We start from the raw sequence: 18,291 nt of genomic DNA on the forward strand, positions 1-18,291 counted from the left end.
TTCTAAGAGTTTTTTTATCTAGATATATATTGAAATTTCAGAAAAATAAGTTGCGATAAAGTTGTGTGGTAATTTTAAAAAAAGAATTTGCCATTTTGGCAAATTCTTTTTTGTTGAGGAGGCATTGTTAATTTGTTATGAGTTTATAAATTTAATAAGTTCTTTATTCAATTCATCAGCTTGATCGATTGGAGAGCCATGACCGCTATTTGTAAGAGGATATAGCTCAGAGTTTTTAATGCGTTCTTTTGTTAACTCAGCACTTTTGTAAGGGATGAGTTGGTCGTGAACACCGTGGAATATTTTTGTTGGGACGTTAAATTTACTTAAGTCCTTCGTTACGTCTTCGTTTGCAGCAGCTTGCAAAATTTTGATGAGAGCATAAGAAGCGGACTGCATACCGAGATAAGAAAACCATTCTAACGTGGCAGCTCCTAAGTTTCTATTAAAAAATGATAAAGATACATCATTAAGAAATTTAGGTAAATTCGCATACATTTGAGCAATCAGGGCATCTGCTTGCTCTTTCGGTACGCCGTAAGGGGATTGTTGGTTTTTTACGAAAGAGGGGGAGACGGCATCAATTAATGCAAGTTTAGAAATACGGCGACCGTTATATCGTGACATGTATCGAATAGAAAGAGCACCGCCGACTGAGAAACCAACTAACGTAGCATTTTCTATTTGAAGTGCTTCTAATATAATTGCGATATCATCAGCTAAACGATCATAAGTGTAACCAGTCCATGGTTTATCAGACTGTCCGTTTCCTCGTATATCCATGGCGATGCAGCGGAAACCATGTTGTGGTAAGATATTAAATTGATATTGGTACATTTGATGATTTAAAGGCCAGCCATGAACGAAGAAGACAGGTTTACTTCCAGGGCCTGGGTTAATATCCTCAACAAAAATGTGTACATCTTTTTCCACTGTAACGAACATGATGTACCCTCCTCATGTATTTTAATAGGCTCTTTCCCAAAATCGCTGTTTTGTCATTGCCTGAATAAATTCATTCGCAAGTAAGGTAGGGGTTTGTTCTGTTATAACACCAGGTTTTCCTTCGATGTTTAAAGATTGAATAATAGTAGTTCCATTTTTGAAAGCACCAATTGGCTTAAAGTGATTATATGATTCTACGACAAATGAACTTGCTTTGTTAAGAAAATGATCATCAATATTTCCGCCAATAAGAAGTAGCCCATCGTAAAGAAGCGGTGATCCTGTTAAGAAAGTATCATTCACTTCCCACTTTACATTTTGAGAGCCTTGCACAAAACCTAATCGTTCGGAAATAATAACGGGCTGAAGACCGGCTTGTTTGAATTGATTTATAATATATTGTGCGTTTTGACCGTCATATCCGTTTGCGACAATGACGCCTACTCGTAATGTATTTGGGCTGAATGTTGTATGTTCCATACTTAGTGCTGGTGAGGATTTTGTAACATTTGATTCTTGAACATTCGGCACTGTTGCCCCGACTGCTTCAGCTACTAAAGTAGCTAATTCTGTACTTATATGACCAATCATATCTACGACTTGTTGGCGAACTGATTTACTTTTTACTTTTCCTAATTCAAAGGAGAAGGCCTGCATAATATGGATTTTTTCGACGTGGCTCATACTATTCCAAAATAAACGGGCTTGTGAGAAATGGTCTTTAAAACTAGCGGCTGTTTCTCTTGTTTTATGTCCGGAAACAGTAGAAGGATATGTAACGAAACCGCCTTTCGTACCAGGTACAGTAAAGGGAGAGTTATTAGCTAAAGAGTTATTATGGTAAGCGACTTTTCCTTTATCAATTATATATTTAGACGCACCATCTCTTTGATTGTTATGAAAAGGACATACAGGGCGGTTAATCGGTAACTCTTGATAGTTTGTACCGACGCGGGCTAATTGCGTATCTGTATAAGAAAAGAGTCTACCTTGTAAGAGAGGATCATTTGTAAAATCGATACCGCGGACGATGCTTCCAGGGTGCAGTGCGACTTGTTCTGTTTCCGCAAATACGTTATCAACGTTCCGATTTAACGTCATTTTTCCGATGATTTTAACAGGGAAGTCTTCTTCCGGCCAAATTTTTGTTGCATCTAATATATCAAAATCGTATTTAAATTCGTCCTCTTCTTCTAAAATTTGAACGCCAAGTTCGTACTCAGGGTAGTTTTCAGCATTAATATTTTCCCATAAATCACGGCGATGGTAATCCGGATCAGCACCGCCTAGTTTTTGAGCTTCATCCCAAATTAACGAGTGAACACCAAGCTTAGGCTTCCAGTGGAATTTTACGAATCGTGACTTTCCGTGTTTATTAACTAAGCGGAATGTATGAACGCCGAACCCTTGCATCATTCGAAAACTTCTCGGAATTGTACGGTCAGACATAATCCACATCATCATCGCAGCTGATTCTTGATTATTGGCGATAAAGTCCCAAAAAGTATCATGTGCTGTTTGTCCTTGAGGAATCTCATTATGTGGCTCTGGTTTAAGAGCATGAATAAGATCCGGAAATTTAATACCATCTTGAATGAAGAAAATCGGGATGTTATTACCCACTAAATCGAAATTTCCTTCCTCTGTATAAAACTTAACAGCGAATCCTCGTACATCTCGGTTCGTTTCATTTGCACCTTTTGATCCTGCAACTTCAGAAAAACGAATAAAAATAGGTGTCTTTTTAGATGGGTCTTGTAAAAAATGAGCCATTGTTAAATCTTCTAAAGAATCATATAGCTCAAAAACACCATGTGCTCCGTAACCGCGAGCATGAACGACTCTTTCAGGAATTCGTTCACGGTCAAAATGAGCGAGTTTTTCTCGCATCAGGAAATCTTCTAAAAGTGTAGGGCCACGATCGCCGGCGGTTAAAGAGTTTTCATCATTTGAAATTTTGACACCCGTATTCGTTGTCATCTCTTTTCCTTCATTGTTTTTCGTAAAGGATTGTAACTGTTCTATCTTCTTATTTTCACGACCGTCCATATAAAGCACCTCCCATATTATACGTATTATTGTTCATGATTTTTATGCTTACATATGGTCTGAAGAAGTATATTATCTATGGATTGATTTTCCTCATTTGTTCAATTTATCTTTGTTTGTCTATGAAAATCATTTATTATAATAAATGGTATTCTTTTGAAGGGGTGTTGAAGTGGGAGAGAGTTTTCTATCAGCTAAAGAAGAAAAGAAAAACGCTAAGATTTTCTTATGGGTAATGCATGTTATTTTAATTGTATACGAGGTTGCATACGCGATTATATTAGAAGATACAATGCCTTTAGGAAATTGGCATAAAGTGATATGGAAGCTTGCATATATTATGGCTATATTAGGTATTAGTGTTTACTTATTTGAGAGAGGAAAAGCATATTTAGTTAAATATACATATTTATTTGCATACATGATCGCAGAGACTTTTAATATTGGATGGTATGCTTTTCATAATACAATAGCATTTGATGAAGGGAATGTAATTGAATATATTTTCATTTTCTTCGTACCGATCTTTTTGAGTAAAAGATATTTATTTGTCTTAGCGCCATTTCTTATAGGGAAATATATGATATACCTATTTGTATTTGGAGAACTTAACTTGTTTATGTCTCTTGTTATAAATATGGTGTTACTTTTCGTGTCATTTATTATTTTAAATCGATTTTTACAATATCTTTCAGCAGTAAAGGGACGTATTGCAGAGGCAAGTCAGTCACAAAAATTGGCGGTTATCGGAAAAATGGCAGCGACAGTCGGACATGAAATTAAAAACCCACTTGCTTCATTAAAAGGGTTTACGCAATTACAAAAAGAGAAACACGAAAAAGATGCAACATATGAACAAATGATTCTCGAAATCGAAAATATGAATAATATGATTAGTGAATTAATGGAGGTTGCTACATGTAAACCTTCTGTTTATGAAAAACACATTGTAAGTGATGTTTTAGTACAAGCGGTAGAAAACATGCGCAAAAAAATGAACGAGTTAAATATAAATTGCACCTTTAATGAAGAGCAAAATAGAAGTGAAATTGAATGTGATAAACGCAAATTAAAAGGAGTATTTTTGTATGTTATTAAAAATGCTTTAGAGGCAATGGAACATGGCGGAACATTAAAAATACAAGTTGAAAATAAAAAAAGAGATTACGTAATAGTAAGTATAGTAGATAGTGGTTTTGGGATAAAAAAGGATAATTTAGGACGAGTTAAGGATGCTTTTTATACAACGAAGCAAGATAGAATTGGATTAGGTCTTACGGTAGCAGAGCGAATTATGACAGAGCATCTTGGAGAATTACACATTTCTAGTGAAGTAAAGAAAGGAACGAGAGTAGAAATACTGCTCCCGAAAAAATGTGAGCGCAATGTGACACAAGATTAAGAGGTGTTGTTAAAGGAGTTATCATATGGAAAAAGGCAATACATTTGAAAAAGAAGAGATAAAGGCATTAAAAATATTTTTAAGCTTATTCTTCGTTATATTTTTTGCGTATGATTTTGCTGAAAAGGCTATTGTCCTTTTATCAGATAAAAATCAAAAACTAGCAGATGCTTTTGGAGAAGGATTAGGTTTATGGCTATATAGTTTGATGGTTGGATTATTCTTTATAGGACTTTATTTTATGAAATGGAAAAAGCCGTATATTGTGAAGTATATTATTTTAATTGGCTATAATATATTGGATTTTATTAATAACTTCATTATTTATTACGGAAGTGATGCGGAATTTGATGGCGGGAATATAGTAGAAGGATTCTTTATTTTATTTGCACCGATATTTGTGAATAAGAGGTACTTTTGGTTAGTTGCCGGAACTATTGTTGGAAAATATGCACTTATGGGATTCGTTGTTCAATCCTTTATCGTTCTTATCCCAATAGCATTATATAGCGTGTTTGTTATTATATGTTGGATTATATTTTTAAGATTCCAATCTTACGTTCGTACACTTGAAATGATGGACAGAGAAATACAAAATGTAGAAAAATTAGCGATGGTTGGAAAAATGGCAACAGTAATTGGCGATAAGATTAGAAGACCGTTAGAAAAATTGAAAAAACTTGTGAATAAGCAAGCGAAAAAATATCCAGAAGATAAGATTTATAGTGAAATTATGAGACAGGAAGTAGAGCGAATTTATACAATTGCTACAGAACTAAATGAGTTTGAGAAATCTAAATCGGTAGAATCCGAAACTCATAATATTAAAGAAATCATCTCTTATGTTATCAGGGTTATGGAAAAGCCAGCTTTAGAACAAGGGATAAAAATGCATGCTATTTATAGTAAAGACATACCTTCAATTACATGTGATGAGAAACGATTGAAACAAGTATTTTTTAATTTAATTAAAAATGCGATTGAAGCAATGTCAGTTGGCGGAACTATTACTGTAAAAGTTATAGTGGAAGATGTGATCATTGTTCAAATTATAGATGAGGGATGCGGCATTCCGAAAGATAAAATTCCGAAGCTAAATGAAGCTTTTTACACAACGAAAGAAACTGGAACAGGCTTAGGATTAGTAGTTACGGAAAAAATTATTAAAGATCACCACGGTAAATTGAACTTTGAAAGTGAAGTTGGAGTTGGAACGACTGTTGAGATTATGTTGCCGATTTAACGGTGGGTATTTTAAAAAGGGGAAATCACTTTCTTTAGAGTGATTTCCCTTTTCATTTTGGATGGAAGTACGGAATTTCAATAGAGGGGGATGTTTGATAACTAAGGTTTTATAACCACCATTTCTCCTGTGGAATCAAAGTAACATCTACATCAAAATTCTCTTTAAACCAATCATACATCAATGTCTCTTTCACTAAATATTCAGAGGCAGAGTGTGACACACCGATGAGTGACATATTCGTTTCTTTGACGTAATCCATAATAAGTGAATACTTATGCTTACCGTATTCGTTATCAATATGACAATGGATTTCTCCTGCAATATACGCTTCAGCGCCTTTTTCTTCTGCTTCTTTCATTAAAGATACGACATCGCCGCAGCCAGCGATAATTGCAATTTTCTTGATGGAATCATGTTGTTTACCTTCGAAGTCTGTGTAAGGAATATGGAAGAGTTTTTTTAAACGTTTTTGGAGTTCTTCTGTTGATGTTTCATCTATTTCACAAATAAGACCGACTGGCTCTTGCTCTGGACCACCGTAAGCAAATCCGTCAATTACGTTAGCTTGAAGTGCCTTTGCAATTGAAATGCTAGTTCCATATGTTTGATGAAAATCCATTGGAACGTGACATGTATATATAGAAAGCTGTTTCTCTTTTATTGCCTGCAAATATTTTTGTGGAATTGGAATAAAGCCTCTCCCTGATTTCCCGAGCGGATCACCGCATTCCATCACAAGTGGATGGTGCATAAAGAGTAAATCACCTGGCATGGATTGTGAAATGAATGTTTCAAGAATATCATCAGTTGGGAAGACAGCTAAAAATACTGTGTTTACATTTTGGGCACCTCGTATCATAAGACCGTTAAATAGCTCCACAAAATTTGCTTCGAAAAATTGTTGCCATGGAAATTGGATCTGATCATATGTGGCTGGAATGAACCGACTAAAGGAACTGTCTTTTCCGTATTTTTCAATTTGGAATAAATGATTTAGTGATTGCTCTATTTCTTTTAAGGCTGGCATGTTTGGTTATCCTCCTTAAGGTAATTCGTATCCTGTTAGTTGTTTTTGTCTTTCATAGCAAAATAAGAAGCGGATGTAAAACAAATAAAACCTAGAATCCAGCCAATAGAAGGAGAATAGGGAAGTATGTGTTGTAATATCATTCCGCTAGAAATAAAAAAGCTACCTAATAGACTTAAGAAAATGGGATATCGCTGTAGTTTGAACATCAGTGATATGGCATCCTTTACCACATACATTGTATGTTAGTCTTAATTTTCTGTATATAAATTTTAAGAAAAATGGTGGTACAATATATAAAGGATACGAGAAGAGAGGATGTAGATTTACGCATGTACGTTACTGTAACAGAAGCAGCATATAAAAAGATTATGGATACGATTCCAAATGAAGCGAAATATATAAAATTATTTTACGATAATGAAGGTTGCGGTTGTGTTATGAGCGGGATTATTGATTTAGTAGCCGTTTCAGAGAAAGATGAGCGCGATGTAGATATTGAATCAAGCGTACTAAACTTTATTGCAGATCGAACAAAGCTTGTATTTATGGATGATAAGTTAACAGTTGATTGGCATGAAGTTGGAGGGACTTTTCAGTTGAAGAGCCCAAGCCAGTTTTATAATCCGAATATGAAGTTACATGTTCGAGTATAGTAAAGAAAAGGCGGCCCCAAAAAAATTTGGAGCTGCCTTTTCTTTATAGTATAGGGTGATACTATTGTCGTTTCTTATTGATAAGTCGATATTCTTTTTCGAATCGCTGATATACTTTGAAAATCGTCTATAAAATTTCATTTACTAAGATAAGGTTCTTCATACAATAAAAAGATTTTTTCACATAATGAAATGTACACGTGATTGAATTTTCCGTATAATTCTCTTTGTGGAGGGGATTGCGCATGAGAAAATGGGGAATTGAGTTATTAATTTTAAGTGTCGTTATTATTTGGGGGATTAACTATACGATTGCGAAATATGGACTTTTAGAATTTACGGCGATTGAGTTTACTGCAGTTCGAATGATGGCAGCAGCACCACTACTGTTATTACTTACGTTCTTTATCGAAAAGTCACTTTATATGGAGCGAAAAGATATACCAAGATTAATCATCGTTAGCACGGTAGGTATTGTACTGTATCAAACGTTATTTATGGAAACTGTACAATATACATCCGCTACAAATGCCTCTTTACTCATTTCTATTTCACCTATTTTTACAACTTTATTTGCGATTTTCTTGAAACAAGAAAAATTTTCTTCTCGAAAGTTAGTTGGTTCCATGATTGCCTTTATTGGTGCTACATTAGTTTTAGTAGCGGGGCATTCACTCGCTAGTTCTTTCTACGGAAATGGGATTGGACTTATTGCATCAATATGTTGGGGACTTTATCCCGTTTTAGCAGGGCCGCTTATTAAAAAATACTCAGCATTACGTGTTACTGCATGGTCTACATTAGTTGGAGCGATTCCGCTCTTATTGTTAAGTGGTCCACATGTATTTGTCATGCCATTTCACATTACACACGGAATGACACTATTTGCTTTACTATATTCTATTTTCTTTGTAACAGTATTCGGTTTAGTGATGTGGTATGTTGGTGTTCAAAAAATTGGTGCGTCACATACGATGGTATATATGTATATAACACCGCTTGTAGCTGTTTTATTTGCAGCTGTATGGGCAAATGAATATGTATCGTTTCAACAAATAATCGGTGGAATTATCATTTTCTTCGGTCTATGGTTTGTGAAATCGGAGAAAATAGAAGCGCACTCTACCGTACAAGAACCTATATCAAAATAGGAAAGCAGATTACCTATGATCTGCTTTCCTATTTTTTTATTTTTGGTAAAAAGATGAGAAACAAGATAGCAGTAATAAGTGGAATTAAATTTAAAAATGGAATACGGAAGAGTGTAATAAGAATAATACCTGGAAGAAGAACACCGAGGACAGCATAGAAAATACTATGTCTTTTCGTGTACCAATACAAGGAAAGTCCAATAAGTGCAGGGACAATGAGGTGAATGAGAGCCATTAAAAAATAAACCATTAGACGCCCCCTTTATTTTTGTGCTTATTACATCATATCCGTATGTTCATAGATTGATATCACTTTTTTCATAAATGGACGAAAAATGTTTGGAAAAACGTCACATTTATGAGGGATTCTACATTATAAATCTTGTATAATATTATTTTCTAAAAGCATTTTAACAACATAAACATACAGTTTATGTTGTTTTTAATTTGAATGAAATAGATTTTAAGTAGCATGGACTCGAAAGAAATGAGTTATATAGCTTTGGTTGGATAGATAAAAACTATTGAAGGGGAGTACAACATGATTAGTATGTCATTAAGGTCGTTTAAAATTCAATCGTATTATCTACTAGGTATTCTGTTATTAGGCTGGATGTTAACACCGTTTTCAGCACATTTTCTAGGTGCAGGAATTGGACTTATTGTAAGCATGTATTGTGTTTGGATTTTAGGAAGGCGTATCGAAAAACTTGGAGATAGTATCGTAAAGAAGACAAAAGCGCCGACGCTTGGTATGTTTAACCGCTTTGCAGCTGCCATTTTGGGTGCTATTATTATGTACGAAATTGAGCATCATATGGTAATGTGGGCATTTGCAGTAGGGATTCTGGGTGGTTATTTCTTAATCGTTGTGAATTTAGGGTATTATAGTATGAAGGATGAAGAAGAATTAATAAAGGGCTAAAAGGGCTTCTTTTTTAGATGGAATAGAGGATCCGGCGGTGGATAGTACAACAGGAAGCGTAACTTTGTATAAAATATAGGTTTCCGCTTCCAATAAGTTAATATGAAATCACTTAGTAGTATGACTCTTAGGTTCTTTAAAAAAGTTGGATACAATACAACAAACTATTCCGATAATTAGAATAATGTATTTTATCGTTTCACTTGTATGCTCAAATAAATTAACGTTAAGCATCACAAGTCCCCAAAACATTTGAATCGCTCCATAACTGAATAAAATTTTTCCTGTACGAGAAAAATTTTTCATAGGCCTCACCCTTTCCTGTATATGTAAATTATATCATGGGAAACTACAAACGAATGATTATAAAATGAATTTTCTGTAAATTTATGGGTATTGGTATGCGATAGATGAAGAGATTAAAGTTTCACTTTATATAAGATATAGAAAGAAGCTTACGTTTTTAACGTAAGCTTCTTTTTTATGTATGTGTGTGTAACCGTTAAGCCGCATTGGGTTTTGTCGGTGAGTACGCGGAACTTTACGGTTACACGACACTTATTCATATGAGTAAAAGGGTTATTCCAACAGAAAATTTGTAATTAAGCGATTGGACCGCCTAAGTTAATAATAGCTTCAGAAACGCTATCGAATTTTTTGAAGTTTTCTTTAAATTCGTTTGCAAGCTCAATTGCTTTCGCTTTGTAAGCATCTTTATCAGCCCAAGTTTGTTCAGGCATTAATACTTCGTCAGGTACACCTGGAACGTGACAAGGTACTTCAAGGCCAAAGATGTCGTGTTTTGCAGTTTCAGCTTTAGCAAGTTCACCGCTTAGTGCTGCTTGAATCATTGCACGAGTGTAACCTAAGTTCATACGTTTACCAACACCGTATTCGCCACCAGTCCAGCCAGTGTTTACTAAGAATACTTTTGCATTATGTTTCTCGATTTTTTCACCAAGCATTTCAGCATAACGGGATGCATCAAGCGGTAAGAATGGTGAACCGAAGCAAGTAGAGAATGTAGCTTGCGGAGATGTAACACCGCGCTCTGTTCCTGCTAGTTTACTAGTGTAACCGCTTAAGAAGTGGTACATAGCTTGCTCTTTTGATAACTTACTGATTGGAGGCAATACGCCAGATGCATCAGCAGTTAAGAAAATAATTGTATTTGGATGTCCTGCAACACTTGGCAGTACGATATTGTCAATCGCATGCATAGGGTATGCAGCACGTGTATTTTCTGTTAAAGTAGTATCGTTATAGTCGGCGATGCGTGTTTGACCGTCAATGACAACGTTTTCTAAAACGGAACCAAATTTGATTGCATCGAAGATTTGTGGCTCTTTCTCATGAGAAAGGTTTACACATTTTGCATAGCAACCGCCTTCAATATTGAATACACCGTTATCAGACCAACCGTGCTCATCGTCACCAATTAATTTACGGTTTGGATCAGCAGATAATGTTGTTTTGCCTGTTCCAGATAAACCGAAGAATAGTGCTACGTCGCCTTCTTCGCCTACGTTTGAAGAGCAGTGCATAGAAAGAATGTCTTGTTCAGGTAGTAAGAAGTTCATAATAGAGAAGATTGATTTTTTCATTTCTCCAGCGTATTCTGTACCACCGATTAGTACGATACGTTTTTCGAATGAAACCATAATGAATGCTTCAGAATTTGTACCGTCAATTGCTGGATCTGCTTTGAAGTTTGGTGCAGAAACAATTGTGAACTCTGATTCGTGAGTTGCTAATTCGTCTTCATTTGGACGAATAAATAATTGATGTACGAACAAATTATGCCATGCATATTCGTTAACAACTTGAATTGGTAGGCGATAGTTGCGATCAGCGCCAGCAAATCCTTTGAAGATGAATAACTCTTCTTTTTCTTTTAAGTATTCTAAAACTTTTATATATAATTTATTAAAATGTTCTTCAGAGATCGGTTGGTTCACGGCTCCCCAAGCAATTTTGTCAGCAACCGATGCTTCCTTCACAATAAATTTATCTTTAGGAGAACGTCCTGTGTATTTTCCTGTTGAAGCAGAAACGGCACCAGTAGAAGTTAATTTCCCTTCGTTTCGCATTAATACTTTTTCCACTAATTGCGGAACACTTAATTGAATCTGTGCATTGCTTCCGTTCAATAATTCATGTAAACCAATTTGGACATTCACAGTACTCATATTTATATACCATCCTTTTCATTTAATGAAATATTTCTCGTAATCCCCATCAAGAGTATAACACAATTATATAAATAATGTATACTATTTATTTATTTTTGTTTGTGTGAATGTATCATTTCCTTATTAATATTTCATTCTATGCGTATTGAGAAAAACTTTCAGGAAAATGTGAATATTAATTGACAAATGAATATCATTTCTTTAGTATAGGTTGGGACGGATACTCTCTTATCCCGAGCTGGCGGAGGGACAGGCCCGATGAAGCCCAGCAACCTCACTTGTAGTGGTAAATACAGGTGAATAGGTGCTAAAACCTGTGCGAGGCTAACGGTCTCGAACGATAAGAGCAAAGGGCAAAAAGCAGTATGCAAGTAGCAAATTAAACCTTTCCTCTATGTTAAGTAGGAAAGGTTTTTCTGTATGCTTGTGTGGGAGAATAAATGTATGTCGCAGTTTGTGGCAAATTAAGGATGAGTTCCGTACAATATATACAATTACTGTAGGGAGGTTTACCACATGACAAAAAAACGTCATCTGTTCACATCTGAGTCTGTAACTGAAGGACATCCAGATAAAATTTGTGACCAAATTTCTGATTCAATTTTAGATGCGATCTTAGCAAAGGACGCAAATGCACGTGTAGCTTGTGAAACAACTGTAACAACTGGTTTAGTATTGGTAGCGGGGGAAATTACGACTTCTACTTACGTAGATATTCCAAAAATCGTTCGTGAAACAATTCAAGGCATTGGTTACACACGCGCAAAATATGGATTCGATGCAGAAACTTGTGCAGTTTTAACATCTATCGATGAGCAATCTGCTGACATCGCTATGGGTGTTGACCAAGCGCTAGAAGCACGCGAAGGTCTAATGACTGACGCTGAGATTGAGGCAATTGGTGCAGGAGACCAAGGTTTAATGTTTGGCTTCGCATGTAATGAAACACAAGAATTAATGCCACTTCCAATCTCGCTTGCTCACAAATTAGCTCGTCGTTTAACTGAAGTACGTAAAGATGACACATTATCATACTTACGTCCGGATGGAAAAACGCAAGTTACAGTTGAGTATGATGAAAATGGTAAACCTGTACGTGTGGATACAATTGTAATTTCTACACAGCATCATCCAGATGTTACATGGGAAGAAATCGATCGCGATTTAAAAGAACATGTAATTAAAGCTGTAGTTCCAGCAGAATTAATGGATGGAGAAACGAAATTCTTCATTAACCCAACTGGCCGCTTCGTAATTGGTGGACCACAAGGTGATGCTGGTTTAACAGGACGTAAAATCATCGTTGATACTTACGGTGGATACGCTCGCCACGGTGGCGGTGCATTCTCTGGTAAAGATGCAACGAAAGTTGACCGTTCAGCAGCATATGCAGCTCGTTATGTTGCGAAAAACATCGTAGCAGCTGGTCTTGCTGACAAAGCAGAAGTACAACTTGCATACGCAATCGGCGTAGCGCAACCAGTATCAATTTCAGTTGATACATTTGGCACTGGTAAAGTATCTGAAGACGTACTAGTGGAACTAGTTCGTAACAACTTCGATCTTCGCCCAGCTGGTATTATTAAAATGCTAGACTTACGTCGCCCAATTTACAAACAAACAGCAGCTTACGGCCACTTCGGACGTACTGATGTAGATCTTACATGGGAACGTACAGACAAAGCAGCTACTTTAAAAGAGCAAGCTGGTCTATAATATATGAAAAAGAAGCTTTGCGCGTGTCGCAAAGCTTTTTTTATTTGGTTTTATCCCGCATTAACTGCCCGTAGAAGCCCGATTGGTGAAGGCTAATAATCAGTGGGTAAGAACAAAATCCCCACTGATTAAAGTTTCACTTTATTTACTACTTGAATGCAAGAACTACAATAAACTTCCCCGTCTAGCTCAATATACTTCTTCATATTTGTCATACCACTTGCCGGAAATGGCATGTGAATCCATGTTTTTTCATACGTCTGTATTTCCTTTTCACATAATTTACAAAGGATTGGTTTCTTACGGAACATAGACAATCAACCTTTCAGTTGACGCGCTTTTCCTGCGCAAAAAGCACTGCTCAGTAAAAATAGCGTTGCGAATATAATACTCACTAATGTAGCGTATGGAATTGCACCTTTTAAAGAAAAGCCGACAGTGATGGAAGCGGCAAATAAGAGGATGAATGTCGTTGTTAATTTTTTATAAAGTTCCATAGTGAGTAAACCTCCAAATTATTTTGTAATGTAAGTTTTAAAATGAAATCTACTATGTGGAAAATATAAGGGGATTTAAAGAGTAGCTAATGATGTGTAGTCTAGAAGTATAAGAAAGTATATTTTCCTTTTTGTGGGTGTATATACTTATATTGTATCATGATGCATCATTGGCTTCATACATAATTGTGTAAAGATATGTATGATAAAATGAAGAAAAGCCTTTAAGAAAGGAACGATAAAAAATGAGTGTAACTGAACATAAAAAACAAGCGCCAAAAGAAGTGCGTTGTAAGATCGTGACGATTTCCGATACACGTACGGAAGAGACGGATAAGAGTGGTCAATTGTTACATGCATTATTAATAGAAGCAGGGCATAAAGTGACCTCTTATGAAATTGTGAAAGATGATAAAGAAAGTATTCAGCAGGCTGTGTTAGCTGGTTATCATAGGGAAGATGTTGATGTCGTACTAACCAATGGCGGAACTGGTATTACGAAACGTGATGTAACGATTGAGGCAGTGTCAGTGTTATTAGATAAAGAAATTGTTGGATTTGGTGAGTTGTTCCGTATGATAAGTTACTTAGAAGATATCGGAAGTAGTGCGATGTTAAGTAGAGCAATCGGCGGTACAATCGGACGTAAAGTTGTCTTTTCAATGCCAGGGTCTAGCGGAGCGGTTCGTCTTGCGATGAATAAGTTAATTTTACCGGAATTAGGTCATATTACATTTGAGCTGCATCGCCAATGAAAATTGCAGGAATTGTATTAGCCGGCGGACAGTCTAGTCGTTTTGGTGAGCCGAAAGCATTGGCAACCTGGCGCGGGAAAACATTTATTGAGTATAGTATAGAGGCATTGAAAGAGGTTGTTACAGACGTTGTTGTAATTAGCAACCCAGCGATTACTAATGATCTTTTGCATATATTGCATGTACCAGTTGTAGAAGATATCGCGATGTATAAAGGAAACGGTCCGCTTGCTGGTTTATTAACAGGCATGGAATTCGTAGATGCAGATTGGTATATCGTTGCACCGTGTGATACACCAAATGTTTCGAAAGAATGGGCGATGGCATTTATAGAACGAGTAGATGAAGCGTATGAAGCAATTGTTCCATTGGTGGAGGGGCGGAAACAACCACTGTTAGCAATGTATCATCACCGAGCAAAAGAAAAAATAGAGCGGTTATTAAAAGAAGATAAGAGAAGTATGCAGGGGCTATTATCTCATTGTAAAACGCAGTATATTACGGCAGAAGAATCACAGCTGTCGAAGGGGTTATTTCTTAATGTAAATACAAAAGAAGAATATAGTCAATTACAGAATAGAAAATGAATGTGGAAGAAGAAAATATATAATGGAGAGTGAATTACTGAAAATATATGAACAACTTGGATTTAAAGTAGTATCTTCTACCGGTAAAAACCAATTATGAAATTGATTCATATACATCTTTAGTTCTATATGATAGACATAGAATATATTTACAATTATAACATTTGATGGGTGGCGGAATGAAGAGACCTGTTTTATACTAATATTGTGTCATCCCTTCTAAGGGACAGCGCACAGCCGGTGATTGGCTAATGAGAACCTTCTCATTTTGCCAGTGCCGGTTTTTTAGTAGATAATGATGATAATAAAGTGAAACTATAATCAGTGGGGGTTTTGTTCATCCCCTACTGATTATTAGCCTTCACCAATCGGGCGTTTACGGGCAGCAGGGCTCCCACCCCACCTAACTTCTTTGCTCCAGCTGAATTTTGAGGTGGGAGTCTTACTGCCCGCAAATAGCGGGATAAATTTTTTTGAGGGAGGGATCGTTTTGAAAAAGATAGATTTTACTTCTATGAGAGAGCAAGTAGCTAGTTTTTATATTTATTCTATCTCTTTTCTTGGTTTAATTGCTGTTATTATTTCCTTATTTTTAAGTGAAATGCCTTCCCATCTTATACTGCTTTTGTTGTTAATTATGTTTATGGGAATTACTGAGTATTTTCCTATCCGCATTTGGAGAGGGGGGATCACACTCAGCCTTACACTTATTTATACAATGAATTGGCAGTTTGGAATGCATATAACTGTTGTTTCGTGTGTGGGTGTGATGTTAAGTATCCAATTGCTTCGCCGATTACCTATGCAAAGGACGGTATTTAATTGTGCGCAACTTGCTCTTAGTATCGTATTAGCAGAATGGTTTTCCAGTGGATGTTTCTCTTTTTTTATTTCTGGAATGAATCTTTCAGTTTTATATGAAAAATTTATAAGCTTGTTTTTATTCAGCGCATTTCTTTGCCTTTTTAACAGTTTATTTTACGATCTTTTAATCATACTTCTTCCTCAGCCCTATCCGCTAGAAGAGTGGCGTAAAAAGAATATATTAGTACTCTTGAGTTTGAGTTTTTGTTTATTTTATTCTTCACTTATACATATTTTAGATTACCGATATCGCGGAGTGATGGATGAAATCATGGTTCTATTCTTCTTTTTCCCGCTTGTGGCAATTTGTATCATTAGCTCTTTCGTTAGACAAATACGGGTGGAAAAAGAACGATTATATAAGCTTTTTTCCATTACGACGGAATTAAGTCATGGATTATCTGCCGGAAACTTACAGCAGATGAAACAATCACTGAAAGGATTTCTAGGAATACAGGCATATGTTTTATGGGCAAAAGATGAAGAGAACTGGACACTTTTATTAAAGGATGGAAAAGTACGTCGTGATATTTCTAATTATTCTGACCTGCATAAGAAGTTTGAAGAGATATCAGAAACTGTTGTTGTTACTGATTGGAAAACAGGTATGGCTCCGGGAGATGAAGTGTTTGAAAATACTATGCGCTCGCTTGTATATTTACCTCTTAAGGTAAATCATGAATTAGTTGGAATGTTTGTGGCAGGGAAAAGCAGGAGTGCGAGTTTTATTACTGAAGATGTACAGACTTTAGCTACGTTTGCCAATCAATTAGGTAGCTTGCTTAAAACACGGACACTCGTCTCTGAACAGGAAAAAAGAACGATTTTAGAAGAAAGAAATCGAATTGCTCGTGAAATCCACGATGGAATCGCACAAGCATTGGCTGGAGTGATATTTCAGATGGAGTCAGCTCAGAAAAAATATGCAGATCGACCAAAGGACATGCAGCAAGTGGTAGATACAAGCATAAAAAAATTACGGAAGAGTTTAAGTGAAGTTCGTTATTCTATTTATGCTTTAAAGCCATATCCAACACAAAGATTAGGACTAAAACAAGCAATTATAAATAAAGTTCAATCCTTAAAACAAGAATATGGTCTAGCCATTCTATATCATGAAAGAGGCCGTTCTCGAAAACTTAGTTTTACGAAAGAACGAGTCATCTTCGATACTTTACAGGAGAGCTTGCAGAACATTATAAAGCATGCAAAGGCAGATAAAGTTGACATTTTACTAAGCTATCAACGGGAACATGTACTTTTAAAGGTAAAGGATAACGGAATTGGCTTTTCTCTTTTTGAATCTATGATTAAAGCAAAGCATGAGCCGCATTATGGTATATTACATATGAATGAACAGGCTGAACAGCTAGGGGCTACCCTTCAGATTGATAGTTCAGTAGGAAAAGGTACAGAAATCACATTGTTAATTCCAGATTCAGAAATGGGGGAGGGGTATCATGATTCGAATATTAGTAGTGGATGATCATACTGTTTTGCGTGATGGAATTCGAAGTATATTGGAACTCGAATCTGATATGCGAGTAGTTGGAGAAGCTGTTTCCGGGGATGAGGTAGTAAAGAAAGTGGAAGATTGTAGGCCTGATTGTATTTTAATGGATATTAATTTGCCGGGGAAAAATGGTATTGAGGCCACATCACTCGTGAAAGATCAGTATCCGAACTGCCGTGTTCTCGTATTGACTATGTATGAACATGATGAATACTTGATGGCTGCTCTTCGGGCAGGTGCAGACGGTTATTTACTGAAGGATTCATCATCCGAGCAGGTAGTGGCGGCAATCCGAATGGTATTACAAGGAGATTCTGTGATTCATCCGCGTATGACTAAAAAGTTGATTACATATCATCAGCAAACGAAATCAGAATCAAATGAAAATGAACTAACAGAGCGCGAAAAAGAAATACTGTTTGAATTGGTCAAAGGTTTTAGCAATAAGGAAATTGCTGAAGCTCTATATATCAGTGACAAGACAGTTAAAATCCATATAAATAAGATTTTCAGAAAACTAAATGTGAAAAGCCGTTCACAAGCAGTCATATATGCCGTGCGAAATCAGCTTGTTCCATTTTCTTAAATGAAAATCATTTAAAAGAACTACCCTGTGTTTTATTATTTTACTCAAAATAATAAAGTGCGGGGTAGTTCTTTTGTACTATACGGTATAGAACTAATAACTAAAAAAATATTACTTTTTGATAATTTTCAGAAAAGTTTAAATTTAATAAGATAAGAAAGTAGAGTCGTAGTCTAAAAG

At 35.9% G+C, this 18,291-nt stretch carries 19 protein-coding genes and 1 riboswitch; of the genes, 10 read left to right on the forward strand and 9 right to left on the reverse strand.

Annotation, left to right across the window (positions count from 1 at the left end; genetic code table 11):
* Positions 1-135: 135 nt before the first annotated feature.
* Complete coding sequence (locus AB3X48_RS04110; protein ID WP_016106434.1) at positions 136-945, reverse strand: alpha/beta fold hydrolase; 810 nt, start codon at positions 943-945, stop codon at positions 136-138.
* 21 nt (positions 946-966) lie between these two features.
* Complete coding sequence (locus AB3X48_RS04115) at positions 967-2,994, reverse strand: catalase (RefSeq protein ID WP_016106433.1); 2,028 nt, start codon at positions 2,992-2,994, stop codon at positions 967-969.
* A 172-nt stretch (positions 2,995-3,166) separates the two neighbouring features.
* Between AB3X48_RS04115 and AB3X48_RS04120 the strand changes: the two genes are divergently transcribed.
* A complete protein-coding gene (locus AB3X48_RS04120; protein WP_256416150.1) occupies positions 3,167-4,396 on the forward strand; it encodes an ATP-binding protein in 1,230 nt (409 codons plus the stop codon).
* Between the two features lie 25 nt (positions 4,397-4,421).
* A complete protein-coding gene (locus tag AB3X48_RS04125; RefSeq protein WP_016106431.1) occupies positions 4,422-5,639 on the forward strand; it encodes an ATP-binding protein in 1,218 nt (405 codons plus the stop codon).
* Positions 5,640-5,748: 109 nt separating this feature from the next.
* Here the strand turns inward: AB3X48_RS04125 and AB3X48_RS04130 are convergent, their stop codons facing one another.
* Positions 5,749-6,669, reverse strand: coding sequence for a Nif3-like dinuclear metal center hexameric protein (locus AB3X48_RS04130; RefSeq protein WP_088099591.1), 921 nt, complete (start codon positions 6,667-6,669; stop codon positions 5,749-5,751).
* A 35-nt stretch (positions 6,670-6,704) separates the two neighbouring features.
* The gene (locus tag AB3X48_RS04135; RefSeq protein ID WP_088099590.1) at positions 6,705-6,908 is read right to left on the reverse strand and encodes a hypothetical protein; all 204 of its coding nucleotides are present in this window, start codon (positions 6,906-6,908) and stop codon (positions 6,705-6,707) included.
* A 93-nt stretch (positions 6,909-7,001) separates the two neighbouring features.
* Between AB3X48_RS04135 and AB3X48_RS04140 the strand changes: the two genes are divergently transcribed.
* Together AB3X48_RS04140 and AB3X48_RS04145 are read left to right on the forward strand one after the other, a co-directional pair.
* Entirely contained in the window at positions 7,002-7,325 is a 324-nt protein-coding gene (locus tag AB3X48_RS04140; RefSeq protein ID WP_000289566.1) for an iron-sulfur cluster biosynthesis family protein, read from the forward strand.
* A gap of 245 nt (positions 7,326-7,570) precedes the next feature.
* Positions 7,571-8,476 carry a DMT family transporter gene (locus AB3X48_RS04145; protein WP_088099589.1) on the forward strand — a complete coding sequence of 302 codons (906 nt, stop codon included), beginning with the start codon at positions 7,571-7,573 and terminating at the stop codon, positions 8,474-8,476.
* 28 nt (positions 8,477-8,504) lie between these two features.
* On the opposite strand, the gene AB3X48_RS04150 is transcribed toward AB3X48_RS04145, so the two are convergent.
* Positions 8,505-8,726 carry a hypothetical protein gene (locus AB3X48_RS04150; RefSeq protein ID WP_002112420.1) on the reverse strand — a complete coding sequence of 74 codons (222 nt, stop codon included), beginning with the start codon at positions 8,724-8,726 and terminating at the stop codon, positions 8,505-8,507.
* Positions 8,727-9,017: 291 nt separating this feature from the next.
* On the opposite strand from AB3X48_RS04150, the gene AB3X48_RS04155 reads away from it, so the two are divergent.
* Positions 9,018-9,401: an ATP synthase subunit I gene (locus tag AB3X48_RS04155; protein WP_016106426.1), complete on the forward strand. Its 384-nt coding sequence runs from the start codon at positions 9,018-9,020 to the stop codon at positions 9,399-9,401.
* 108 nt (positions 9,402-9,509) lie between these two features.
* On the opposite strand, the gene AB3X48_RS04160 is transcribed toward AB3X48_RS04155, so the two are convergent.
* On the reverse strand, positions 9,510-9,707 hold the full coding sequence (locus AB3X48_RS04160) for a hypothetical protein (RefSeq protein WP_002164919.1): 198 nt from the start codon (positions 9,705-9,707) through the stop codon (positions 9,510-9,512).
* 296 nt (positions 9,708-10,003) lie between these two features.
* The gene (pckA, locus tag AB3X48_RS04165) at positions 10,004-11,590 is read right to left on the reverse strand and encodes a phosphoenolpyruvate carboxykinase (ATP) (protein ID WP_016106425.1); all 1,587 of its coding nucleotides are present in this window, start codon (positions 11,588-11,590) and stop codon (positions 10,004-10,006) included.
* Positions 11,591-11,818: 228 nt separating this feature from the next.
* A riboswitch (SAM riboswitch) is annotated at positions 11,819-11,940 on the forward strand.
* A gap of 169 nt (positions 11,941-12,109) precedes the next feature.
* On the opposite strand from pckA, the gene metK reads away from it, so the two are divergent.
* Positions 12,110-13,309, forward strand: coding sequence for a methionine adenosyltransferase (metK, locus tag AB3X48_RS04170; protein ID WP_002112417.1), 1,200 nt, complete (start codon positions 12,110-12,112; stop codon positions 13,307-13,309).
* Positions 13,310-13,437: 128 nt separating this feature from the next.
* Here the strand turns inward: metK and AB3X48_RS04175 are convergent, their stop codons facing one another.
* Complete coding sequence (locus AB3X48_RS04175) at positions 13,438-13,620, reverse strand: hypothetical protein (RefSeq protein WP_016106424.1); 183 nt, start codon at positions 13,618-13,620, stop codon at positions 13,438-13,440.
* A gap of 6 nt (positions 13,621-13,626) precedes the next feature.
* Entirely contained in the window at positions 13,627-13,806 is a 180-nt protein-coding gene (locus AB3X48_RS04180) for a hypothetical protein (protein WP_002160142.1), read from the reverse strand.
* A gap of 245 nt (positions 13,807-14,051) precedes the next feature.
* On the opposite strand from AB3X48_RS04180, the gene AB3X48_RS04185 reads away from it, so the two are divergent.
* The 4 genes from AB3X48_RS04185 (at position 14,052) to AB3X48_RS04200 (ending at position 18,111) form a co-directional block, all read left to right on the forward strand.
* Positions 14,052-14,561 carry a MogA/MoaB family molybdenum cofactor biosynthesis protein gene (locus tag AB3X48_RS04185; protein WP_002015669.1) on the forward strand — a complete coding sequence of 170 codons (510 nt, stop codon included), beginning with the start codon at positions 14,052-14,054 and terminating at the stop codon, positions 14,559-14,561.
* Complete coding sequence (gene mobA, locus AB3X48_RS04190; RefSeq protein ID WP_016106423.1) at positions 14,558-15,148, forward strand: molybdenum cofactor guanylyltransferase; 591 nt, start codon at positions 14,558-14,560, stop codon at positions 15,146-15,148. The genes AB3X48_RS04185 and mobA overlap by 4 nt, the downstream gene beginning before the upstream one ends.
* Positions 15,149-15,638: 490 nt before the next feature.
* Positions 15,639-17,498, forward strand: a complete 1,860-nt coding sequence (locus AB3X48_RS04195) for a sensor histidine kinase (protein ID WP_002160144.1) — start codon at positions 15,639-15,641, stop codon at positions 17,496-17,498.
* Positions 17,473-18,111: a response regulator gene (locus AB3X48_RS04200; RefSeq protein WP_002160145.1), complete on the forward strand. Its 639-nt coding sequence runs from the start codon at positions 17,473-17,475 to the stop codon at positions 18,109-18,111. The genes AB3X48_RS04195 and AB3X48_RS04200 overlap by 26 nt, the downstream gene beginning before the upstream one ends.
* Positions 18,112-18,291: the final 180 nt, after the last annotated feature.

Origin of the sequence: Bacillus sp. S4 (assembly GCF_040838205.1) — a bacterium.
Lineage (GTDB): Bacteria > Bacillota > Bacilli > Bacillales > Bacillaceae_G > Bacillus_A > Bacillus_A cereus_U.